The 23787-nt window shown below is 38.2% G+C and carries 22 protein-coding genes and 1 pseudogene; 11 read left to right on the top strand and 12 right to left on the bottom strand.

Annotated features, from left to right (window positions below):
- Positions 1-54 precede the first annotated feature (54 nt).
- Positions 55-2772, bottom strand: a complete 2718-nt coding sequence (locus MKX51_RS10410; RefSeq protein ID WP_340995583.1) for a Na+/H+ antiporter subunit A — start codon at positions 2770-2772, stop codon at positions 55-57.
- Between the two features lie 45 nt (positions 2773-2817).
- On the bottom strand, positions 2818-3450 hold the full coding sequence (locus MKX51_RS10405) for a universal stress protein (protein WP_340992278.1): 633 nt from the start codon (positions 3448-3450) through the stop codon (positions 2818-2820).
- Positions 3451-4276: 826 nt separating this feature from the next.
- On the opposite strand from MKX51_RS10405, the pseudogene MKX51_RS10400 reads away from it, so the two are divergent.
- Positions 4277-5480, top strand: a pseudogene (locus MKX51_RS10400) (IS701 family transposase).
- A 37-nt stretch (positions 5481-5517) separates the two neighbouring features.
- On the opposite strand, the gene MKX51_RS10395 reads toward MKX51_RS10400, so the two are convergent.
- From MKX51_RS10395 to MKX51_RS10370, 6 genes are all read right to left on the bottom strand, one after another.
- A complete protein-coding gene (locus MKX51_RS10395; RefSeq protein WP_340992277.1) occupies positions 5518-6039 on the bottom strand; it encodes a hypothetical protein in 522 nt (173 codons plus the stop codon).
- A 260-nt stretch (positions 6040-6299) separates the two neighbouring features.
- A complete protein-coding gene (locus MKX51_RS10390; protein ID WP_340992276.1) occupies positions 6300-6623 on the bottom strand; it encodes a hypothetical protein in 324 nt (107 codons plus the stop codon).
- A gap of 97 nt (positions 6624-6720) precedes the next feature.
- Entirely contained in the window at positions 6721-7110 is a 390-nt protein-coding gene (locus tag MKX51_RS10385; protein ID WP_340992275.1) for a hypothetical protein, read from the bottom strand.
- Between the two features lie 24 nt (positions 7111-7134).
- Positions 7135-8274 carry a hypothetical protein gene (locus tag MKX51_RS10380; protein WP_340992274.1) on the bottom strand — a complete coding sequence of 380 codons (1140 nt, stop codon included), beginning with the start codon at positions 8272-8274 and terminating at the stop codon, positions 7135-7137.
- Positions 8275-8334: 60 nt separating this feature from the next.
- A complete protein-coding gene (locus tag MKX51_RS10375) occupies positions 8335-9444 on the bottom strand; it encodes a hypothetical protein (RefSeq protein ID WP_340992273.1) in 1110 nt (369 codons plus the stop codon).
- Between the two features lie 73 nt (positions 9445-9517).
- On the bottom strand, positions 9518-10450 hold the full coding sequence (locus MKX51_RS10370; RefSeq protein WP_209992492.1) for an AlbA family DNA-binding domain-containing protein: 933 nt from the start codon (positions 10448-10450) through the stop codon (positions 9518-9520).
- Positions 10451-10977: 527 nt separating this feature from the next.
- On the opposite strand from MKX51_RS10370, the gene MKX51_RS10365 reads away from it, so the two are divergent.
- Complete coding sequence (locus MKX51_RS10365) at positions 10978-11406, top strand: hypothetical protein (protein WP_209992493.1); 429 nt, start codon at positions 10978-10980, stop codon at positions 11404-11406.
- A gap of 434 nt (positions 11407-11840) precedes the next feature.
- Here MKX51_RS10365 and MKX51_RS10360 read toward each other — a convergent pair whose 3' ends face one another.
- From MKX51_RS10360 to MKX51_RS10350, 3 genes are all read right to left on the bottom strand, one after another.
- A complete protein-coding gene (locus MKX51_RS10360; protein ID WP_209992494.1) occupies positions 11841-12617 on the bottom strand; it encodes a DUF3800 domain-containing protein in 777 nt (258 codons plus the stop codon).
- Positions 12618-12873: 256 nt separating this feature from the next.
- Complete coding sequence (locus MKX51_RS10355; RefSeq protein WP_209992495.1) at positions 12874-13290, bottom strand: hypothetical protein; 417 nt, start codon at positions 13288-13290, stop codon at positions 12874-12876.
- 284 nt (positions 13291-13574) lie between these two features.
- The gene (locus tag MKX51_RS10350; RefSeq protein ID WP_340992272.1) at positions 13575-14810 is read right to left on the bottom strand and encodes a hypothetical protein; all 1236 of its coding nucleotides are present in this window, start codon (positions 14808-14810) and stop codon (positions 13575-13577) included.
- 523 nt (positions 14811-15333) lie between these two features.
- Here MKX51_RS10350 and MKX51_RS10345 point away from each other — a divergent pair.
- The 9 genes from MKX51_RS10345 to MKX51_RS10305 all read left to right on the top strand — a co-directional run bounded on the left by MKX51_RS10345 (position 15334) and on the right by MKX51_RS10305 (position 21302).
- Positions 15334-16395 (top strand): hypothetical protein, encoded by a 1062-nt coding sequence (locus MKX51_RS10345; RefSeq protein ID WP_340992271.1) that lies wholly within the window; start codon positions 15334-15336, stop codon positions 16393-16395.
- 15 nt (positions 16396-16410) lie between these two features.
- Entirely contained in the window at positions 16411-17142 is a 732-nt protein-coding gene (locus MKX51_RS10340) for a hypothetical protein (RefSeq protein ID WP_340992270.1), read from the top strand.
- 178 nt (positions 17143-17320) lie between these two features.
- The gene (locus tag MKX51_RS10335; protein ID WP_209990852.1) at positions 17321-17545 is read left to right on the top strand and encodes a hypothetical protein; all 225 of its coding nucleotides are present in this window, start codon (positions 17321-17323) and stop codon (positions 17543-17545) included.
- 663 nt (positions 17546-18208) lie between these two features.
- Positions 18209-18340, top strand: coding sequence for a hypothetical protein (locus MKX51_RS10330; protein ID WP_340755098.1), 132 nt, complete (start codon positions 18209-18211; stop codon positions 18338-18340).
- 28 nt (positions 18341-18368) lie between these two features.
- Entirely contained in the window at positions 18369-18500 is a 132-nt protein-coding gene (locus MKX51_RS10325) for a hypothetical protein (RefSeq protein WP_340992269.1), read from the top strand.
- 248 nt (positions 18501-18748) lie between these two features.
- Positions 18749-19063, top strand: coding sequence for a hypothetical protein (locus MKX51_RS10320; RefSeq protein WP_209990854.1), 315 nt, complete (start codon positions 18749-18751; stop codon positions 19061-19063).
- A 238-nt stretch (positions 19064-19301) separates the two neighbouring features.
- On the top strand, positions 19302-20300 hold the full coding sequence (locus MKX51_RS10315; protein ID WP_340992268.1) for a hypothetical protein: 999 nt from the start codon (positions 19302-19304) through the stop codon (positions 20298-20300).
- 357 nt (positions 20301-20657) lie between these two features.
- Positions 20658-21029, top strand: coding sequence for a hypothetical protein (locus MKX51_RS10310; RefSeq protein WP_209990856.1), 372 nt, complete (start codon positions 20658-20660; stop codon positions 21027-21029).
- A gap of 6 nt (positions 21030-21035) precedes the next feature.
- Positions 21036-21302: a hypothetical protein gene (locus MKX51_RS10305; protein WP_340992267.1), complete on the top strand. Its 267-nt coding sequence runs from the start codon at positions 21036-21038 to the stop codon at positions 21300-21302.
- 269 nt (positions 21303-21571) lie between these two features.
- Here the strand turns inward: MKX51_RS10305 and MKX51_RS10300 are convergent, their stop codons facing one another.
- Complete coding sequence (locus tag MKX51_RS10300; protein ID WP_340992266.1) at positions 21572-23746, bottom strand: hypothetical protein; 2175 nt, start codon at positions 23744-23746, stop codon at positions 21572-21574.
- Positions 23747-23787: the final 41 nt, after the last annotated feature.

Genomic DNA, 23787 nt, shown 5'->3' with positions numbered 1-23787 from the left:
GCAGATGTTTTTCCATTTCTATCCACGGTTTTTCTCCGTTTCAATTTTCAACCGCTAATTTTGGTTTTGAGCCAGAAAAGGAGCATCAAACAGGAATGAACCTGACGCTGTCAGAATAGCCAGCATGAGCCCGGAAGCTGTAAGCAGCCGGTAATTCACAGAGAGCACCTTACGTACCTGATCCATGCCAAATGCGATTGCAATGAGCATAAGTGCAGCAGAAGCCATCAAAGCCCCGATAAAGCCTCCCCCCGGATGATTATGCCCGGCAAAGAACAGATACAGGGAGAATATCAGAATGACAAGGACAATCCCCTTAGAGATCGTCTGTAGAATCACATCATTGCTGCGCAGCGGCAATAGTTCTTTCTTTGCAGGCTCCAGCGGCGGCAATTCCGTCTCCATTCTCAGATGAATCAGACCATAAATAGCCAGTGAGGCGATGCCAAGCACCATGATTTCAAACAAAGTATCAAACCCGCGGAAATCTACCAGGATGACGTTGACCACATTCTTGCCGCCAGCCCGGTTGTAGCTTTCCTTCAAGAAAAACTCGGAGATCGGTTGAAAAGGACTGGTACCCATGGCCGCCAGAGCAATCAACGTCATCGTGATGCCAGCTCCAGCCGCAATAACCAGATTGGGCAGCTTAAAGCGCAGAGGCTCCTTCTGCTTCTTCAGCTTCGGTAAATACCGGAAACAAAGAAGGAACAGAATGACCGATACGGTCTCTATAATCATCTGTGTGAGTGCAAGATCCGGTGCCCGGAAAAGAACGAAAAGCAGCGTCACCATATACCCCACACCACCAGTGAAAAGAATCGCGTTGACACGTGACTTGGCAAATGGAACTGCAAAGGCAGCCAGCAGCATGGCTGCTACAACAGCCATTTCATAAAAAGACAATGAGGCATACTTATCCATGCCAAAGCTAATGCCCGGCTGCCGCAGCAGAACTGTGAGCAGGGAAATGATGAAAAAGCTGAAAATATAGAGCAGGTAATGACGGCCCGAACCAGTCATATAGGTATCAGTTAAGCGTCTTGAACCATTCTCGAGCAGTCTTAACGAGAAGTCATACATACGGCTCAGTGCATTGGTTCCGCCAGCTTCACGGTCTAGAACACGTAACCTTGTATAGATTCTAAACAACAGCGTACCTGCTGCTATAACACCGAGCGTCATGAAGATTTCTGGTGTCCAGCCATGCCAGAAATGAATAGAAACCTCAAAGGCTTCTTCCGGTGCGAGCAGCCCCGTATGAATGGAAGACATTGCCGGTTCAATTAGCGTAGCAGAGACCAGGTCAGGGAAGAAAGCAAACACTACAGCCAGTGAAATAAGAATCACCGGTGACAGTAAGAGACCCAGTGGCGCTTCATGAGGAACCTTATCCAGCTTGTCTTCCCTCAGCTTGCCGCGGAAGGTCTTGAAGACAAAGATCATGCTGTATACAAAGGTAAATACACTGGCAATCCAGGCAATCACCGGAAAGAGCTGTGTCCAGTATCCGGAGCTCAGGATGTCAAACTCCCGGATATTGAGTACAGAAGTGAAGAACATTTCTTTACTGAGGAATCCGCTAAATGGTGGCAATCCGGCCATAGAGAATGTCCCGATCAATGCGATAGAGAAGGTGACCGGCATGAGAGACATAAGCCCTCCAAGCTTGCGCAGATCACGGGTACCCGTCTCATGGTCAATGATGCCCACAACCATAAACAGGCTGCCTTTAAATACAGCATGGTTAATGAGATGAAAGAGTGCCGCTGTAGTAGCCATCGTATAGAAAACCGCATCCCCCGTACCGGTAAAGAAGGCCGCCGCCGACCCGAGTCCAAGCAAAGACATGATCAAGCCGAGTTGACTGATCGTGGAGTATGCGAGTAAGGCCTTGAGATCGGTTTGCCGGATCGCTTTGAACGACCCATAGATCAGAGTTACCAGTCCTGTGACTGAAACCAGCCAGAACCACTCGGATTGTCCGGCATACAGCGGGGTGAGCCGCGCTACCAGATAGATCCCCGCCTTAACCATAGTAGCCGAGTGAAGATATGCACTGACCGGAGTCGGCGCTTCCATGGCATCAGGCAGCCAGATATGGAACGGAAATTGGGCGGATTTCGTAAAAGCTCCCAGGAGAATAAGCAGCATGGACGGGATAAACATTCCACTTTCAGTTAAGGTCCCGGCCTGTGCAACAATCTCACGTATACTATAAGTGCCGGTCATTACATACAGCAGATTGAATCCGGCAAGCATCGCCAAACCTCCGAACACGGTAATCAGCATGGACTTCATTGCTCCATAGGAGGATCTTTCCCGGCGGTGCCAGAAGGCTATAAGCAGGAACGAAGATATGCTCGTGAGTTCCCAGAATCCGTACAGCACCATCAGATTATCTGACAGTACAACGCCTAACATGGCTCCCATAAACAGGAGCAGGTATATATAGAACTGGCGGATTCCCTCCATGAGCTTATCGAGATAATAAATCGAATAGAGCACCACCAGGGCCCCCATCCCGGTAATCAGCAGGACAAAGAGCAAGCTGAGCCCATCCAGTACCAGCGAGATATTCACCCCAAAGGACGGCATCCAGGTGATACTGTTCACAATAGGCTCTCCCGCCCGGATGGCTGGAATTCTCGTCAGGAAAAAAATAAAGAGAGCTGTGGGAAGGGGCAGCGCGATCCAGCCCAGGTGAAATCGGGTGTATGGCTTCAATAGCAGCATTAGCGCAGCCAGCAAAAACGGAAGCAGGATAATCATATGCAGCAAGGCTTAATCCCCCTTTCAAGTATTGGTATAATCCTCTTAACGGGGCTTCACCCATTCGTTTTGTACAATTCTTAAATATTGCGCTTCACCGTTGCTGACGATTTTGAACAGGCCGGTATTGAAATCTGTATCGAGCTCACGAAAGAAAACCCCCTTCATGGCTTCATCCCCATCCGGTTCATCCATAAGGATATAGCGGTCGCCCTCTTTGACCAGATAAGCAGTGAACCCTTGCTCATGGGACTGCTCAAGCAGCTCCGGATACCGCTGTACCGCAACGATATGAAGATCGATCGGACCCACCCGCTCCAGCAGATCATTGATAAAGCTTCCCCGTGTAATCTCCTGCCACAGCGTTTGGCTTGACTGTCCGAGTACAATTTGTGTAATTTTGTTATCCTTTGCAGTCTCCACAATCACATCAACCGTTTTTTTGCCATTACATTTGCGGAACACAAATTGTCCGCCAGCCTCCTTGGTCTGATGCTCCCAGCCAGACAGGTACTGTTGCTTCTCCCGGTTATATTCATTGTCTCCGGATGCATCTACAGTGAGTACCATCAGCGGGGCATTGAGCAATCTGGCCAATTGCCCTCCCCGCTGTATTAATCTTTGCCCGTGCGGACCATAATGCACACACACCATGATGCTCTCATTGTTCATTTCCATTTCAAGTCCTCCACATCAGTAAATTTATTCCAGGTAAAAAACACAAAAAGAGCCCGCTGTTGGCAGGCTCCTCCGGTTAACTCCGTATACAATTATTGCAATTATATAGTCACCCAAGGAGAAAGTAAAGGCAATTTGCGGTGAATACACATGCAAGCCTCAGGGGAGCCTGTGTACAAAGGAGGATTTCCTTATTAGCTACCGCTTCATTTTTATTTCTTCCCTTTGATTATCCCCGGTATAAATTCGCAATATGCACCCCCTAGCACGAATGGGTGCAGCACATAAGGAAATAACTATGAAAAGGGGATCTTTTCGGTTCAAGAATTTGATAGAGGGGGACTTACGATTATATATATTTACTTTTATATTTTGATTGCATTCATATTACCTTGGATTATTAGCATCCATTATCTAAAAAGAAAACCTTCGCTTTTTATCACTTATGTACCCATTGTATCTAGCATTGCGATGTTAATGAATATAATCGGTTTTATGATAAATAGTATCGATTCAAAAAAATATTCAACGCTAACTTTTTTAGTCTTCTTTAGCCTATTGACCACAATAATGGAGTACGGGGCTTTTTCAGTAGGGATAGTCGATTATGGAAACGGATGGAACATTGGTTGGAGTCTCGTTTCTTATTTGGTGGCTTATACAATAGTAATCATCTATAGAAAATTGATAAGCACATTTGTTTAAATCTATAAATGAGCAAATTCACTTCCAGTAAACTGTAAAATCAAAAAGAATAGAGACAAAGTGCTTTCCTTGTGTTAAAAAGTAGTCACCACAACCAACTTTTAACAAAGGGGAAATCACAATGTCTCATACCGCCATCGTACCTGAACCTACTGCGATCCGCAACTATTTGTTGCAGCATCGGCTGCCCTTGTATTATTCCAAGCCTGTTTTAGCCCATCTGGAAACTTACATGACGGCAGCAACCGCTAAAGGATTTCGTGACCGATTTGGCGGAATACAGCGACTGCCATCGGACCACACTCGGCCATTTTCTCGACCAAGGAGTATGGGACGACGAAGTGCTACAACACAAAGTCAAAACGGAATCCCTCCGCCAGATCCTAGAGACTTCCCAACGCACGGGGGAGCCGCTGTTTGTCATTCACGACGATACGATTGCTCAGAAAACAAAGCCTTCGTCACAGGCCCGTTCTCCCATCGAGCAAGCCGGTTTTCATCACTCTCATCTGCTGGGCAAGGTTGTCTGGGGACATCAGGTGCAGGCTACCGTTTTAGGGTGTTCCGACCTGTCCTTGATTCATTCGATTGACCTCTACGACAAGTCAATCACTCACCCGGACGGCTCCGTCTATTCCAAAATCGACCGGGTCTGCGACCTGGCTCAGACCTTGCCTCTCCCGCCTCATGGCGGCTATTGTCTGGTCGATTCATGGTTTACCTGTCCCCGTGTCATGGATGCGTACGCAGCGGCAGGCTATCATGTCATCGGTGCATTGAAAACCAATCGGATTCTCTACCCTCAAGGCATCCGGGTCTCCATCCAAGACTTCGCCCAGCACATCCGCAAAGAAGACGTTCGCCTCGTCACCGTGAACGGTTCGTCGTACTGGATGTATCGCTACGAAGGGGCATTGAATGGAATCCACAACGCCGTGGTTTTACTTTGCTGGCCGAAGCAGGCTTTTGGGCAGCCGAAGGTATTGCGCGCGTTTTGTTGTACCGATCTTTCATTGGAAACAGAAACCATTGCATCCTACTATGCCAAACGCTGGCCTATTGAGATTTTCTTTCGGCAATCCAAAAACAATTTAGGCTTCGACACGTATCAGGTTGGCTCAGCTAAAGCTTTTATTCGATTGTGGATACTCTTGACTTGGACTCATCTGTACTGCACAGTCGGGCTGGGAGACCCTTGCCCTTTTGGCGATGGCCTACGCTCCGTACGCAAGCAAGTCCAGCGAGACCGCCTCCGATCTGTCTATGAATCTGCCCAAAAGGGCATTTCATTTCAGGCCGTCTGCGAGCGATTCAAAATCGCTTAGTTCTATTTTGCTATTTTCTGTATCCGTTTTTGCTCATTTATAGATCATAGTATATGTATTCTTGTTTAATGCATGACGAAATCCCGTTTTGCTCTCCAGAACGAAAAAATTGGTAAGTATCTTTATAATGATTGACCAAACGAGCAAGTATTGAATGTGTAAAATAATCCTGACGAATTTTATCGATTTCGAGCAGAAACATTTCAGCTTTTTGAGTATGAGCCTCGATTAATTGATTCTGCTTTTGAATAGCTTTTTCGAAATTAGCGTAGGAAGTCCAATATCTTAATTTTTGATTCTGAAAGATGCCTACTAGTTGGATATACATTGGGAATGTAGCAAACTCAATTTTGGCAGTCTCAAAATACGTTTCAAGAACGGAATTAATTTTATAAGGGGATTCCTCAGAGTAAAACCCATGCACGTGAGGATTTAGGAACGTAGCTATTTGCTCATCTGAAATAAGATATCGTTGCAACATTAATTTTTCTTGATGATGAATAAAGTTCGGCTCAGAATTTGGAAGAAGAATCATTTCGGAGGACAATTGTTGAAGCATTTTAATTTTCGTTTCCGAAAATATATCTTGATCCATTGAATCATGTGTATCACATTACCCTTAATGCTTATTGAAACTAAGCGTAATTATTTTCTATAGATAATAATACCAAATTATAAGGGATAGTACACTCATGAATAGTATTACAAAAGCTACCACTCGAAAATAGATACTATATCCCGGTCATATGAAAATAAAAAAAGCGAACTTTTTATGAGTTCGCTTTTTTATTTTCGGTTCTAGAGTACTTGTCCATATATTCATCCCAAATATTCATCCCAATAATTTTCATCATCATTCACAATACTGTGAAGCCAAAAATACATCATCAAGTTTTCTAAATACTGCTTCTTCCCTTTTATAAAAGGTTTCCCTGAAATACGCGGATAAAGCGTGTTTAAATTAAACAAATTGTTCTTCTGCTTAAAATCATAATTATACTTAATCCATTGTTCATTACTTTCTATTTTATGCGATCGCGGCCAATACTCATCATGATCAAAAAAGTGTTCAACCCAATGAGAACAGAAAGCATACAGGTTAACCTTGTACTTTTTCCACGTCTCTTCTATCCAGAAATCCACTTCATCAGAAATCTTTATCTGAAACTCTGACCCCTGGGTTGGCTTTGAATCTGATAGAAGTCCTTAATGAATCTATATAGCATTTCAGTCTGATCCTTTAAAAAAGGATTTTTTTAATAACAAGCGCATAAATTTCATAGGAGGAACTCCTAAATTCATTATCGGTATTATATAGAAAAAATAAATCATCTTTTTTCAGTGAGCGTCCTATCGAACGATCGATTTGCTTGTTATGATCATCATAAATTTGTACTAACCAATCTTGAACCTCAATTTCATATAAAGATATACTCTTTCTGTACTTGTCCAGACGCTCATCATTTAATATGGTTTGTTCATCCATTTTCGTGATGTCGAGGTACTGATTAAAATACTCAAATACATAATCGACACATATTTTCATGTTAGCGGTTCGATCCTTTAAACTGAATTCGTTTATCTGATCTTCTTTCTTCCTACGAGCCATATACTCTTCAATCGTAAGCACGCTTCACCCTCCAATTTATCCCAGCTATTCATCCTCCACAGCCACTAAACCATCAACATAGTCCGTCATCTCTTGTAGCAAGTTTTTTGCTTTTTCATCATACACACTAGCTGATTTCTTTTTTTCCAGTAAAGTGGATTCTACCTCAGTCAGTTCTTGTTCTAAATTCTCCATATACCCATTCACCTCAACCTCTGTGTATTTAGGTAGCGGAGTCCCTGAGCTATTTTGGGCTGCTGCTGTTTGAAGCTGCTCCCAACCCAACCTAATTCCCTCTCCTTGGCTCTTCAAAGCATCCAAATAATTACTAAAGTCATATTCAACATTTCCAATTTGATAAGCATCATTCTGGATTTGATATTCATCATTTCCAAGGATGTAGAGCTTGTCCTGAACAATATAAAGCTGATCAAAATTAAACGGTCTCACTTTAGCTGCGTTGAGGAGATCCTGCTTATGCTTCTTCATTTCTCCCCAGTGCTGTTCATAACTCTGAAATACGGCCTCAAATTCCTTAGCAATATTCTTATTGGATTCCATATTTTTAATTAATAGTTGAATGGCTTCGGATAAGCGTTGATTCGCATGTTCCACAGCACTTTGTTGTTTTTTATTAGCAAGTTCTTGCTCTTCAGCTTCCTTCTGCTTTGCCGCCAAGGCTTTACTCTGCTCTATTTCGTTTCGTAGGATACTCACTGCCTGATTATAGTCATCAACAGTTGCAACAGTGAACGAAGCAGGCAACAAACTTCCATCTTTTTGATTTGGGAAGTACAGAGTTAACGAACCCTTGTCAAAAGTGCCCGTTATCGTTATCCCGTTTAGACCGCTGAAAATCCCACCTTGAAAATTAAGACTGATGTTTTTGTCACTAACTCCCCCTGTAAAGGGATAAGATTCCGTTTCGATTTTCTCTTTACTTTTTGATGTCCGCTGCATCGTACCATTTAACTCTTGCTGCTGTTCGGTCCAACTAATAAAAAGCAAGCCTGTCTCTTCTGTAAATAAATAACCCTTTAGAGCATTTTCTTGTGGTATAGGCGTAGGTACAGGTGTTACTATGGCGATTGCTCCAGAGGGGACTATCGGTGCTGCTGAGTTTGAAATTTCTTCAGGTTTGTTAGACTTACAACCAGTCAGTGTAATCGAAAGGACAACAATCAATAAAATTTTTTTAACATCTTGTTCTCCCCCAAAATCCCGTTCAACTTTAGAGTAATGCCCCTACTCCATAGGAACGAAATAAAAATTATGTATTTCTTCGTTGATGTTCACCTCGACTTTTGTTACTTGTTTTGTCTGATAAAATGATATCCACTCGACATCTTCATTTGTTGTTGGATGTGATTCCACCACTTCACCGTTAAGCTTAAAAACAGGGTCAATATCTGAAGTTATTTCAAAATCAATAACAACCTTCTCATTTTCCATTAGTTCAATTGTATAACCGTCATAAATTTCGAATATACCATTTCCATTTGATTCAGGGAGGAAATATGATGCTGAAATTAAATGATTTCTTATTGGACCTACTTGAACTTTTTGTGTTTGTGTTTTGACATTCTGATTCGTGTTGTCGGATTGTGTATCGGATTTTTTTGATGAAGTCTCGCTATTCTCTGATGATTGTTTCGTGGGCGCGTTTGAATTCTTGGAGCTCGGTGCATCATGACTACTATCGCCAGGATTGCCATATCCCGCTTCATTTGAAGCATCTATGATTTGAGGTGTATCTTCTACAGTCTTAGAATTAGTATTACCGTTTAATATGCCTCCACTATGAAAAGTGTCCTTGTTATTACTTGACTTGTCTAAACCAGTTAATGAGGAATCATCGCTATCTGAAAATATAGAAATCAAGATTACAATTATCCAAAAAGCTACCCACCCCCAGGAAATAAGCAATTCTAGAACTCCACCCAATTTATTAAAGACGCTTTCCCTGCGACTAGGTGTAGGTAAAGCTTGGTCCAGAAAATGCGCTTTCCGTTTATAATCCACATGAGTGTAGTCGTTATATATGGATTTCTCTGCTTTTACCTTGATGGCTAAGGGATAATGCGTAGCTCGATGTTTATTCATAAGTTCTACATACTCTTGACTTGGCGACTTTGTTTCTCGTAAAGCCTGTATTGTTTGTTCACTCTCAGTTAGGCTAAGGAAGGTATGAATTACATGGTTACGAGCCATTGTATAAAACGTAATCTCTTTAATATATCGCGGGGTTGTATGTTTAATAAACTGCTTGGAGAGAAACAGTTCATTCTCTATATATTCTTTTCGCATGGCTGCTTTGATATCGACCGTAGCAAGTTCTTTTATCTCCGCGTTCATCTTGAACTCCGTTTCGTCATTATCTCACCAAAATTTATTTACAAGTAGACAAGTGTATTTATTATAAATCATTCTAAGTTGAAACAATCTCAACTTTTTCACGATTCCAAAGGTCAACAATTTGCTTATTGCTTAATCGGGGAAATAAAATTCTTAAAAAGAAAATATGATTTTTTATCTCTTTGTCAGTCGGATCAGTACTTTCTCCATCATATTTTTTCAAGAAATGTTTTGTCATTTCCTTCGCAATTTGTTCCTGTTGATCTATATTTTCTGGCTCAGTATTTTTTGTACTTATTATAGGCAACAAATACAGTGAATGTTTAAGTATTTCCCAAATATCATTTACGGTATCTTCCATTTTATCAACGGTATACTCTACATTACTTGAATTTGACTCAGCACTGTCAGCAGCACTTTCAATAGTATCTAACGTATTTTGGACGGAAAATTCAAAATCTTTTAATGTATCTAGCATCTTGTCTGTTTCATTAATAATCGCCTCTCTAGTTAACGTAAGCTGATGTTCTAAATTATTCGTGACATCTTTAAAATTTGTAATAAATTTATCCCGTTCGCTTTCCATAAATAATGTTAGTAATTCATTAGGAAACAACGCCCGCTTCTTACCGTCATCACGAATTTTATAAGTCCCGCTTTCTGTGCAATAGGGCTTATATTCACCGCTTGGAATCACAACTACGTATACATCCTTACCTTCAATGTTTGCAGAGCTGATCTCAATATTTACCGCAGGTCGACAATTTTGGGCTTTGCTTAATATAGTTAGCCTATTCGAATCACTAATTTGACATCCAATTATTGTTCCCTTCTGCCTTCCAGTAGCTGAAGCATCATCTTTAATGCCAATTATTATGAAGCCCCCTTTCTGTGAATTAGCAAAAGCAACGATGTCATCGGATTTCAAGCCTGAAATATTTTCTTTAAATTCAGTTGTCAAATTTTCTTCATTTTGAATTATTTTTAGCAATTCTCTTTTTCTCAAACTTGATTCTCCTTATGTAAATTAAGCTATTTATTTTATAACGCAGATTTGTTGTGTAACCATAATATTATAATCTCAATTTTCAATATGGTATATATCAACATTTATGGAGAAACACTATTTTTTAAATTAATAACCTATCGATGCTGAAATCTAGATACAGTTAAAATTTCAGATACGACGGATATTTATCCTGAAGAGTACCATTTGTAATGATAGCGATAAAATTGAGGATAACCATATAGGTAGTTCAATATCTCCAAATGTGGAAAATGTAGAGGAATTAAAAGAAACATTAAAATTCAGGTTACTCTTTATAGAGTCTACAATCAGCGTAATTGATATAAAAGCATGCTGCATAAGTTATTGTAGGAAAAGAAGAGGAACAAAACTTGCATTCATCTACGGAAGTAAACAAATAAATATATAATACGCAAAGTTTATGAAACTTATTGACAAAAACCAATCAATGCTGTATTCTCTTAATAAGAACAAGGTTTACGCCAAATTATAACGGAGGAATTTAATTGAAAACAAAAACTCCAAGCGGACAAACTAAGGCTCTGATCCTCGAACTTTTAAGCAGCGATCCGTCGAAAGCATATGCCTGGGCTGAAATGAGAAAACATGTTGATTCCAAGATCACAATCACAGATGGAGTTTTTGCAGGTTCCATACAAGCCCTTAATCACGGCGGAAAAATGGAGAAAGTCGGTAGAGGCATGTACCGAATTGCAGCGTTTGGCAATGAGCCTTCCGACACGCTTAGTCCAAGAATCCTCAAAATATTAAAGGACGCAGAGGATAATATTCGCGCGGAAGTTAACGGAATAGAAGTGCTCGAAATCGAAGAAGATGATTTCGAGACAATCCGTCACATCAAAAAACTCGTTGTGGACCTGGCAAAGCTACGCGCCACGTTCGAAATAGCCGTACCAGCCGCCTCAGCACAATAAAGTTCGTTTAACTTAACAAATATCGAATTTTGTTACGAATACCAGGAAGGATCAATGCCTAACTTTCCTTTTCCACCTCACGAAAATGAGCATAAAGAAACGGTCCCCTTACGGGGACCGTTAACAAGGATTGCATGTGAGCGACAGCATGAAATTAATCATGTGCAATTAAGCAACGCTCCCCAATCCTTTGTATAGTAATATGTAAACATGAAGAGAATTATACAAACAAAAACAAAAAAATAAAAAGAGTTTGCGTGTGAACTTCGGATTAAAAACTCACTTTTCTCAAAGAAAGCCGTAAGTTATAATCTCCATGAAATTAATCATGTGCCTTAAGCAAAGTTCCCCAATCCCTTTTGAAGTTATTATAAGTCCAAAAAGGTAGTATGTCAATAAAGTAATTCAAAAATCAGCTTAAATCTTGGATTTAACTAAGGCATGACCTTAATCCCGAAACGATCAAATTTCCCGATACTTCCATCATACCTTAATCCCCTCAAATTTTGATATAAATTATGCTTATTTTGCTTTATTCCCAAAGTATTTCTAGCGAATGGATTAGGAATAAAATCGGCAACTTGTAGCCCAACATTATTTTCTGTTTTCGGTGGAAAGGAAATATCTCTTAATAATTTTTGCATCGCATGAGGACTGACAAAGAGGCTTCCCATGGCTTTAATATGATGGAAATGCATCCTCACTTCAGTGTCTTGAGCCTCTCTAGATTCAACAAATACATGCCCTACACCATTTTTAGTTTTCAAAAATTGACAATAGTTTTCAAGTACAATCTGCATTGCAGTTAAATAGCTTGTCGTTTGTATATCACAATTAAAGTAGCTGTTCAGAGTATTAAAATGAATTGCAGCCCCAAGAACATGACATGGGACCGTATCAAGAATATTCTTCAATCCACTAAATAGTGGGGTCAATGATTGAGAATTTCGAAACCTTCTAAAATGAGGTTTAATATCTGCTCTCGGTTTTCGATTAAATTGTGCCTCTCTCACTTCTTTTTCGTGCAAAACCAAATCAGTAGGATTAGGTAAGTCACTCCATATACTATTCTTCAAATCATTCATTAACGGAATTAGACTATTTTCATAGTCCTCTTTCTTTAGTACAACACCCGCAACACAAAAAACTTGATCAAGGAAAGCCCCGTTATGAGTCACACTCTCGTCTAAGAATAAATAATATTCATCCACTTGATAAATCCTCCAAATAAACAAAAGTTTTTCTAATTATATCATTTCAATTGTATTGATAATAGCCGCCGACATTAAAAACATGCGATGGTTATTGGTGGGATCGAAATCTTCAAATTAAACAAACGTAGAAAGGCAAAAATCATTAATATTATTCTAATACTGATTAACTATACATGGAGATCCCACCGTACCTCATCCCACGAATTTTAATCTTCTTTGTTAAAGAAAAACTATACACATTATTTATTCTATTCTAGCTTTCAGGCCTCTCTTTAATTCGAAACAACCCTCGTCCTAACTTTTCAACAAAAGAATTCTTGTTAAGTTGGTTCCAAACCGAATCCCCCTTACTTTTGTCGTCGATGCCACTGATTGAATGCGTCTTTTCAATCTCAGCTTTGACCTCCGTATAATGCGCCTCTCCACCCATAATGCGAAGAGCTTCAAGCGCTGCTACTCCAATCTCGGCCCCTTTAAGTGGAACTTCTTTAATTGGAATTGCTTTACCCGTTAATTTCGCAAGCTCAAGTTCGAATGCCTCTATTGCATTGTCGACCTGCTTTATCTGCATCATTATAAGATCACTTTGTTTTTTTAATTCTTCTTTTTCTGTTTCTTTGTCCTGAAGCAATTGCCGAATGACATTAATCTTCTGCTGTTGTTCTGTCATATTATCGCCTCCTGTATTTGTTGATTTTATGATAACACCCATCAAGAAAAACTTCAAGAATAACTTCAAGTATTACTACAAGTATAACTTTAAGAATATATTTAATAATTAATATACATAAATTTATCATGTCACTCTGATGCTTCATGAGAACACTTTTATGTTCAGTTGCTTGAAATAGTATTATAGAACGATGAGCTTTTAAAAACGGCACACTATAACAATTATGACAATGATCAAACTAAAAATGCGACTACAATTGTAGCCGCATCCCTCACATCCTTTTAGATTAATTCAGGTAAATAATTTTTTCTTGAAATATAACATCCTTCTACGCTAATTATCTTCAAATATATCCTAATTAGCAAATCATAATATTCATTGAATATCTCAATTTTCTCCTCTATCGATTTAAAAGGGATACTACCTGTATGGAATAATGGATTTCTAACTCCAGCTCTAAATTCATCTCCTAATAAATTCTTAGGTATGAACTTAAGTTCCTTATTAACCCTTCCGAGTTTTTGCTGTATGTTTAAGTCTTCAACTTCATTTATCTCCATACCTTGTAAAACCAAATATTTGGATAAAAGGTTTTCAAATACTAAAATTAAGTTCGCCATTTTTAATTCGATAAATTTTTGATTTTGAAGCTCAGTCATTAGATGAATATATCTGTTCAAATCCAAAACAGCTTTAATATCTTTAAATTTTTGATATGATTTTTCAAATGCTTTTAAGAGTCCTGCTGTTATATGATGATTATCAATGATTACATTGTTGTGAATTTTAGAAATTATTGAATTAGAAACTTCAATTTTCACTAGAGAATCACTTGAGTAGTATTCAGTCAAATGTGCATAGTTTGTATTGAGTGTCAGCGAACTCAAGAATAATGTTAAATCAGTAAGTTCTTTAGAAAGTGTCTCAAAGGTTTCTTGAGTCTCAGAATAAATTGATACCGTAGATAATATACCAGATGAAATTTTTTCTGATTTTAAGAATTGTTTTATTTTGCTATAATTTTCAACATACTTGAATTGACATGTTTTTTTCTCTAGGTTTAAAGAAAACTTATCTCGTTTTTTTTTAAAACCATATGTACTTACTTCCAGCCCCATAAAATCGAAGTTTGTGACATAGGCCTTTAAAGAATCAATATGATCATAATCTTTTTCCATAAATAATTGACTAAATGTACATTTGAGAATAGTTCTATTCAATTCTGTAGAATCTTCTTGTGACTTAATAACAATATCAGAAGATCTAATTTTCCATTCCCCTGTACTCGATTCTCCTTTAAGTTCCATTTTTCTCATGAGAGCTCCAGATTTATACTCCACATGATAAATTCCATCTGTCATAGCTGCAAATTTCTTGTTACCTGAAATATCTACACTCACTCCCCACAATACAGAAATTGGAGAATTATCAATCAATATTCCCTTACCATGAAAATAAAAAAATGAAAGTTTATCATCTTCAACAAGCATTTTCTTTAAATGTTCTTCATCAGTCATGTTATTCTGAGCTCCTCTCAACTTTCGCTTATTAAATCACACTTTAATGTAGGGTATTCATGAAATTATTATGCTATGCATTAAATAAATCCATCATGATTTTCTATAATAAATATCCGAATTGGGACCCACACGAGAATAACAAGGCAAATTACTTCCTTTTCACTTCAAAAGGTATGTTATTATTATCCTGGAGTTTTCTAATAAATTGATAATTAAGATACTAGTGTACAAGGAATAGATCAATATGATCACATATAATTATGATATAAAAATGGACTTACATAATGACTGGCATAACTTTTTGAAATCACAATTTAAAGTATAACTGTTTTCACCGAGAGGGATTGTTCTTGATACCTCGTTAGAAAATACTCAAAATCCACTATCAATCTGATGAAGTAAACAGAGATTCGTTGAGCAATCATAGGCGAATTTGGAATGTTTCTTTAATAAATTGATTGTATTATCAGCTTTTAATCTGCGGTTAACTTTCCAAATTTTTATTAAGGGCGGTAAGAAAATGTATGATGATAATATGTTTCAGCGGACAATAATTCATAGTTTATTGTACGCGAGACGCAGAAAGTTTGACAAAATAGCATGTTCAAATAATTTTGATTCTGAATGTTATGAAACTTTAGCTAATATTATAAATTCAATCAAATTTGATGATCAACGTTTGGAAAGAAGATTAGAACAGACAGAACGCAATATGAATTTAATTTTAGATGGTACATTCAAGAACTTCACTAATGATGATTTGGAATCAATAAAAAAAATTAACGAATATCTTCAAATAAAAAAAGAGCAGTTTGCTGATTTCAAAAAAGGTAGATTGGATATATTATCCTCTATAAAGGAAGGTTTGTCTTCCACGTACGATACCAATAGGAGGTTAATTAGACAGTTAGATTTGGATGACGATATATTAATTAGCCGATATAATGCATACGTTGATTTCCAATATTATGTTGAAAACCCACTAGCAAAAATTACATTGAGGGTATGGGAGAATCAACTAACTAACCCTAATGTGTATCAACGAGGGCATAAGTTTAAATTTTTGGTACATGCAATACGCACTAATGCTGAAAATGCTCTTAAAAATGCTAAGAGCTATCCTATTATTTCTACAAGTTTAATTACTGACGAATTTCAAGGGACCTATCAAAAATCGAAATTTGGATTTGTTTATCAGCCTTCTGTAGAGAATGTAATGCTCATTAGTAACTCTGATTGCTATGCAAATCACCTTCCTTTCACTTCCTCATACATCGAAGCTGAATTTTTTTCGCTTACTTCTACACCGCTAGGACCAAATAAATATTTTCAGTACAATGATTATGATGCGTGCAAAACCATGCATATTGAAGAAATTGAAATGAATTCAATAAAGAATCAAAAAGGTAGTATGGAGGACGTTATAGAAAGTGATACATATAATGAAATCGTACTATTTAATAACGCTGATACAAATCCAATTGCTGTCTTTCTACTAGAAACTGAAAAAACCAGTGATTTTTCAGTAACTACAGCTGAAGAGCTATCCATAAAATTAAATCTACCTTTAATAAAAATTTAACATGATCAGGCTTGTTTGGAACAAGAATGGACAAGTACAGGCCTCGAATTATTAGTAGAAATAGGAGGATTTATGCCTTATCATTTTGCTTTAAAGGTACTTGAAGGAAAACGAGGATTAAAGCTAACCCGAGAGAAGTACGCAGTGGTTAACAACAAAAATTCATTGGGTCATTCTTCCGCAGATATTTATGCTGATGAGGAAGGAAAGCTTTATTCAGATGAATGGTGTACGAAACAGCTAGAGGAAAGTCTGAAAAATTACGATTTGAATATGGAATATTTCTCTTTATTAAGCCGCGATGAATTTAATAACGAAATAAGAAATTTTCTTAGCACAAATAACTCGTTTATCGAAGTGTTTGATCTCAACTTGTATGACCAAAAATCGGGTTATTATTTGATGGTGCTCGATGAATACTGCCAGTTATATATTGGTACCACAGATGATATTAAAAAACGTATTAAACAACACTGGACGAAGACCAAATCTTTTGATCGGCTTCTTTTTCCAATGGGTAATGTTAATTCCTCGATCCTTTCCATTGATAGTTTTCGTGCTCTGGATACGACAAGAATTTTTGCATACACCGTAAACGAGACATACCGTAAGGAAGATCACTTTTTAAATCATTTTTCTCCTAAATTCATATGCAACCGACTCGCTGGTGGGAAAATTACTGGGGGCTTGTTACAAGCAATTACAATGATGAAAAAACGCGATTTAAGTGAGCTTAAGCATAATTAACTTTAATTTTTCGTTGTGTTTTCGGAATTGAAACAAACTTTGGGTTAACAGGTCAATTATTAGTTACAGCAACAGGGATTATATCTTCAATGTGGTGGTTGCCTCATGTTCAAATCATAAAACCTTATAGCAGGAATAAACCCCCTTTTTGTCGAACATAGGCACCAGGAGGGATTCAATGAAGATCAATTTATTTGGGAACATAGATTTATGGAAAACCACAGGACCAATCATTTTAGGTGGGGTTGCAGTTGCAGTAATCGGCCTTATTTGTTTTCTCCTTATTCGAAGGATTGAAAATGGATTCATACGCAATGTGGTGAGTATTTTATCGGTACTATTAATTGTTTCTGGATTCTTCGGTACAGTATACTTTGGAAGTGAAATATGGGGGAGTCGCTGAAGGCGGCTCTCTTTGTATTCACCCGAATTTGAAATGGTTTGTATAATTTGGGTTTCAACAATTCACCATTCTCAAACTACCCATTTTATGAAGCAGAGCGGCCATTGCTTATCAATATATTTTTCTTATTAGTCATTGAACGTCTCAATCAACTCTGTTAAGCCCATACACCGATTGCTACACCTTACTTAGAGTTATCTCCTAACAGGGTTTTCATCCAATGTGTTGTAATGAAAAACAATTTAAACATTTGAATTCGACTCCAACCAGTTTTCTACAGGGGCACCCACTAACTTTACACTTTGTAGCTAGCAGCTTTTGTGGTGAATCATCTGTTCATATCGTACACTCCACTTCTTATAGTCCACTATTTTCGTATGCCCTTCTTCTTCTCCGTTAGCAAAGCATTTTCATCCATGATACTTCATGGAGAGAGTTAAGAATACCCATCTTCATCTTCCAAAAACAGATCATACGTTCGCCATAACATTTGATATTCCCACATTCAATCTGTTCCTTTTTGGTGATAAATCCATGGGAACATGTGTACTTTCCGCTAATATCCTGTGGATAACCTGTTAATAGAAAAATATGTTTACAAACACAATATATTGGGTTAATCTTATTTCGAAAGCACAATATATAGAAAAGGAGGTCTGTATTATGGCTAAATCTAGTTCTCAAAAAACTTCTAGTTCCAAGATGTCTACTGTTGCTTCGAAAGCTCTGCAAAGCAAACAAACAAGTAAATTGACCAAGTCTTTAGCTGCCAGCGTCCTCTCGCAATCCAAATAATATTAAATACCAAATCAAGGAGGAATCTATGAGTAAAACATTCAAAATTAGAGTCGGCGGTTCAAAGTCACAAACCAAAAATGATCTAAAAAAGTTTGAACGCGAAATTTCACGTGAAGTGAACAAGCAAGTTGATAAATTAATCAAGAGAATAAAGTAAGCATCATAACCTAAATTTCTCCTCCTTCAGATGCGGGTACATCTGAAGGAGAATTTTTAACTCCAGGTAAACGGAAATTAATTATTTTTTTGACCATTTACTGTCAAGTTAATCACCTCCCGAATCACATATCCCCCATCTCAAAAAGTGGTTCTTAATCATATATTCATACTCTTCTTTCCGAAAATAACCATAGTTTCTACACATAAGGTTTATCATACAAAAATCCTTGTAAAGGTGTGATCTTGATGGTAAAAGTAACTGGCTTTAAAGAATTGAACAACAGATTGAATCGAATAAGTAAAGGCGCTCAGGAACTTGGTGCTCAAAAACAAATGTCCTTTGATGAGCTCTTCCCAGATTCCTTTATTCGAAAACACACCCCGTCTGAAAATATCTCTGATTTTCTAGATGGCGTTGGCGTTAAATCAAAAGAAGACTTTGCGGCCCTTCCCCAGGAGGACTTAGAGAGTTATGTTCGTTCTACGACGAAATTTTCAACGTTTCATGAAATGTCCCAAGCTGCCCTTGCCGAAGTGGTTTACAAAAAATTAGGATTTTAGTTTGACAGTAGACAAGCCCCTGCATATCAGCAGGGGCTTGTCGCTAAGGATCGACCTCTAACTTTAAATAGTGCATCATAACACGTTCCGCCCTCTATATAATGAATAACACTGCACTTGGTTTACACTATAAAAATGATGAAACAGAATTGAGTTAACGGGCTGACACTTACAATATGTGTAAATGTTATCTTACAATAATAAGGGGTAGCTTAAAATGTACTAAGGAGTGAGTCTCATGGCATCCGTCACACAAAGAGTAGAGAAATTCAAACAGCCTTATGGAGGCTTTTTAAGCCCAAACGATTTTACTAAAACAGTTTTCGATGACGGGATCGAGTTGTACTCAGAGGAGAATATATATGCTAGTTTAGTCGGGATAGCGGTAGATTATCTGATTCGCTTCATGACTGGAACCTCTGCGGAAGAGGCATTTAAGATTTCGCTGATTGGTTCTCAATACATGAAACAAGAAAATAAAGCAAAAGAATTCATAAAGCACATAAAGGGCTTGGATGATCAATCCATAATTTATACCTGTAAACTCGTAGGTTATGACGTGTGCGCTAGAGTGGGCACATTCAGGTATAAGCCAGTAGAAGACATTAATCCAGATGAAAATACTGTGTCTAACATTCGTACAATGGTGAATAGGAGCCTTTCTTTCTGGGAACATTCAGGACCAATTATTAAGGAAGGTTTCACTTTTGAATTAGCTTATACACCGACGATTACGTGCGGCGACGGGGATTATCTGACAGAAGATACTTTGTGGGATTTAAAGGTGTCTAAGAATTCTCCAACAAGTACGCATACTTTGCAATTGTTAGTCTACTATATTTTGGGTCTTCGCTCAATTCATTTGGAGTTCCAAAATATAAAAAAATTAGGCATCTACAATCCAAGGCTTAACATAGCCTATTTGTTAGAAAATTCAAAGATTGATTCTTCCTTGATAAAAGAGGTAGCTACTTATGTTGTAGGTGTTCATTCGCCCCTCGAAAGGGTTGAGACCCACATGCATGCCAAGGAGTGGGTTATCGTGTCTCCAGACGGCAAGACCTATCGTTGCAGCAATCTTAAGCACTGGCTGCGTGAGCACGAACATTTGCTTGATGGTACAGTCACTCAAGCCTCGGACGGTATAAGAAAGATCAAATACTCCTTGCAGGGCAAACGGAAGAATAAGTCGTACCATTGGAAAGGGTGGCAACTCTTAGAGTGGGGCGACAATTAAAGTGACGATTCTCCATGCTTAGATCCGCGTTTTGGCCCAGTACCAGCGTAACTGACACTAGGTACAACTTTTGTAAATATATGTTAGTATTTGGACTTGGGAAGTTCCTTTTTTGATGGGAGTCGGAACAATCCTGTCCAATTTACCCATCCCAACAGACCTCGATGAGAGAGTCTGTTTTTTCAATACATAAGATAAGTTATGAACGGCTGCGATCATTAAGCCTAACGGGCAGTTAAACGCAACAAACTCATTAGTATTTACGTTTTAAGGTTATGTGGTAAAATGTAGTGAATTTTGAGCGAGAAGCTTTTAGGGAGTGAACAAAGAAAATGAGCTACTCTAGAGGCTTGAAATTTGATTGATGCTGTGGTTTTCGTTTCTGTCGGAGTGAGTGGTGCAGTAGCATACCAGAATGTATATGCAAAAAGTGCAACTACTCAAAGTAGCGTTAGTCCGAAAACCTATTCTCTAAATGAAAATGGACAGACATACGGTTCTGACGCATATGCTACCTCCCCAGAAACGGGACCTGAATTAATCAGTGCTATATGTGAGGATGGCATTGAGGGATATGTGATGAAAAAAGACTTGGACGGTGAACAACCCAAAACGCCCGGAGAAGCCAATGCGATACAGAACAGTAGATCACCAGGTGGTCGCGATATTCCACTTTATGACGTAGATGGTGAAACTATAATTGGTGTGTTTCATGTTGGAGGAAAGTAACAAAGTATGTTCAAGGTTGCGCTAACGGTAAACATTAGTTTAATGGAAATAGGCGCCCCAGACTTAGGCAGTAAAGTCTTAGACGCCGTTTCTTCTTTGATGAATCAGCCCCAGTGGGCAAAAATAATTATCTTAGTTGCTATTGCACTCGCATTATTAGTCGCTGTTTTTGTTTCTGAAGATCCCACAATCGTTTCAAGCCTTTCATTTGTAGCCTTGTTTTTTACTTTGAGCAGAATGGCATTTAGATTAACGAAATCCAATAAATTATAAGCAAGAAGTTATTATATTTACTTTGGCTAATATTAGGTTATTTAACTTCAATTTTAGCCATTCTTTTCCTAATTGATATATTTTCCTCAAACCTTGACATTTACAATTATGTAACCCAAAACGGAAATGAAAAAAATAGCAGTTCCGATGTTATCTATTTCATTTATTTTACTTCAAATCGCTTTAGAAATTGAAAATAAATAGTAGTGATTTGAGCAATCTTATCTGACCAATAAAATTCAGATAAGATTGCTTTTATTGAAATTGCATTAACTAGCGTTCCTTGGACGACCTCTTCGTTTCGATCCGTCTGCTTTCAAATCAACTATAATATTTTCAATACTTAGTCCATATTTGTGAATGGCATAATCAACTGCCATTAACAGTTCATTATAATTCCACATAACAACTTTTTTATTATACCTTCTAGCTAAATCCTGTAGCTTAGCAGTAAATCCTTGTTCAAGCTCACCCGCAACCACAATGCCAATAACATGTGTCATTGTATCTGTACACTTGCCATAAAACTGCTCAAGCATCTCCCGCCCTTTATCACTTGCACTTGTAATTTCTTTCTTCTCATAACTCTTAGCAATGCCTACAAAAACTGCATCGTCCATATTTAACATCTTCATGTTGAAGCTAATATCACCATATTCTTGACCATGATGGGGATGTAGCTGATGATTTGTAAAGGTAACAAAAGGTTTCATCACACAGCGAACGCTATGTTCTTTTTGACAAGCCTTACAACCATCTGAGCTTTGCTTTGAGCACTTTTCCTTCAGGAGCTCCATAACTTCTTGTAATTCTTCTCTACGCTGTTTTGAAATTCTACGCCCCCATACTTTTTCAAACTCAGGGATATCCTCCACGCGGTACATGACTCTGGAGGCTTTATTAGCAGAATAGTGTACAACGTTATTAGAGAGATGGAACTGCTCCTCTTCAGCCATGAAATCAACCTCAGGGAAGTATTTTTTAATCATACGCTGCATCAAAGATGTCAGTGCTTTATTAGGATACATCAACACACCGTCATACCAGGAGTTAACCCTTACTTTATGGCTCATCAGGCATGTTAGTTGATTCAGTTCTAAGTTTTCTGAGCAGAATCCACACTTTACGGTTGTGACTTGTCCCTTTCTGCTCAATACCATAATCTCAAATTTACCGCAGGATGGGCATACCAGATCCGCATGTTCCTGGCAGCCCTCACAATATGGTCTAAACCGTAAGTTCATATGTTTCTTTAGTGCTGCTACTAGTTTTTCTGGTTTTTCATTCAGTAACTTATAGCTTTCGATACCTTTCTTTTCGCAGATAACTATAGCTTTCATCAATTCCACAATGGTTTTCTTTTCGTCATGACCATATGCGAATGTTTTCACTTCACTGTCATCAGCTATACCAAATGAATCAAATTTTTCTTCAATGTCACCATTAGCATGGATGGTATTCATGTGGTTCATGATCTGGCCAATTCGCCACAGCCCCCATCGTCTCATATCCGTCGCCTTCAATTGTCGCGTCAAATAAATTTTTCCCTTTTCACAGTTTACTCCCAAGGTAGAAAACAACTCTCCATCCTCATCAATGGCCTCTTGGTAAACAGAACTTGGCGAGTCATATCCCTCGTACTCTGGATTTTGACTTATTTTATTTCCTAATTCCTTATCTGCTAACGTAATTTTTTTAATTTTTCCCGAAGCATCAGAGGAAGTGGTACTGAAAGTCGTTCTTTTCATGGAGTCTTTAGGAAATACACGTTCAACAACAGACTTTGTAATATTCACGGGGATTAATAAGCATGCAAAAGCTTCTTCAGCCACACTAGAAAGGGTCCCAACTAACAGATCACTGGGAAGATTAATATTTACATACCGTTGGTCAAAATTGATCCACATAAATCCGTACTTTAACTCGTAAATGAATTCATTCTGTTCAGTCTCAGGATCAATGAAATTATATTTTTCGTTATATTTGAACGCAATCTCCAAGGTTTGAGAATCAATAAGTGTCTGATCAACAGCAAATAATGAGGTTACATTGTCATTCGAATAGGGGACATCTCTAAGGCGTTGGTTTAATTTCTTGATGGCTTTATCTTCTTTGTGGGCTTGTATAAATGATGCTGAAGTGGTTTGCGGGTCTAAGGACTGGAGATGAAAAAGACGAAAGTTAGGCCTATTACTATAACGATTTTCTTCAAAACATAATTCAATGTGTTCTTCAGTGATTTCAGGACTCTTATTAATAATTTCAATCAGTTTAGCTTTTTCAACACGTTGGAGCGCTTCTTTAATATCCTTCTTTGTTTCTCTTCCGATCACTGCGCGGTATCGATTTTTTAAGTCTTCATCAGTTACATGGGTATATAACAGTTTGCGAATTGCTCCATTTTGAACGTGGAGCAGTTTAGTTGATTTATTATCTGACGGCATACATTATGACCTCCCTCGTTGGTTGTTATGAAAACCTATGC

Source organism: Paenibacillus sp. FSL M7-0420, assembly GCF_038002345.1.
Taxonomy (GTDB): Bacteria; Bacillota; Bacilli; order Paenibacillales; family Paenibacillaceae; genus Paenibacillus_AQ.
Note: the sequence above shows the minus strand (reverse complement) of the source record. Positions and strands in the feature narration are given on the sequence as shown.

Excerpts from the sequence above, each read along its gene's own strand:
- MKX51_RS10350 (WP_340992272.1), bottom strand. The coding sequence starts at position 14,810 with ATGACTGATGAAGAACATTTAAAGAAAATGCTTGTTGAAGATGATAAA.
- MKX51_RS10405 (WP_340992278.1), bottom strand. The coding sequence starts at position 3,450 with ATGGAAATGAACAATGAGAGCATCATGGTGTGTGTGCATTATGGTCCG.
- MKX51_RS10355 (WP_209992495.1), bottom strand. The coding sequence starts at position 13,290 with ATGACAGAACAACAGCAGAAGATTAATGTCATTCGGCAATTGCTTCAG.
- MKX51_RS10345 (WP_340992271.1), top strand. The coding sequence starts at position 15,334 with ATGTATGATGATAATATGTTTCAGCGGACAATAATTCATAGTTTATTG.
- MKX51_RS10330 (WP_340755098.1), top strand. The coding sequence starts at position 18,209 with ATGGCTAAATCTAGTTCTCAAAAAACTTCTAGTTCCAAGATGTCTACT.
- MKX51_RS10305 (WP_340992267.1), top strand. The coding sequence starts at position 21,036 with ATGTTCAAGGTTGCGCTAACGGTAAACATTAGTTTAATGGAAATAGGC.
- MKX51_RS10315 (WP_340992268.1), top strand. The coding sequence starts at position 19,302 with ATGGCATCCGTCACACAAAGAGTAGAGAAATTCAAACAGCCTTATGGA.
- MKX51_RS10410 (WP_340995583.1), bottom strand. The coding sequence starts at position 2,772 with ATGATTATCCTGCTTCCGTTTTTGCTGGCTGCGCTAATGCTGCTATTG.
- MKX51_RS10335 (WP_209990852.1), top strand. The coding sequence starts at position 17,321 with ATGAAGATCAATTTATTTGGGAACATAGATTTATGGAAAACCACAGGA.
- MKX51_RS10325 (WP_340992269.1), top strand. The coding sequence starts at position 18,369 with ATGAGTAAAACATTCAAAATTAGAGTCGGCGGTTCAAAGTCACAAACC.
- MKX51_RS10300 (WP_340992266.1), bottom strand. The coding sequence starts at position 23,746 with ATGCCGTCAGATAATAAATCAACTAAACTGCTCCACGTTCAAAATGGA.
- MKX51_RS10395 (WP_340992277.1), bottom strand. The coding sequence starts at position 6,039 with ATGCTTCAACAATTGTCCTCCGAAATGATTCTTCTTCCAAATTCTGAG.
- MKX51_RS10375 (WP_340992273.1), bottom strand. The coding sequence starts at position 9,444 with ATGAACGCGGAGATAAAAGAACTTGCTACGGTCGATATCAAAGCAGCC.
- MKX51_RS10320 (WP_209990854.1), top strand. The coding sequence starts at position 18,749 with ATGGTAAAAGTAACTGGCTTTAAAGAATTGAACAACAGATTGAATCGA.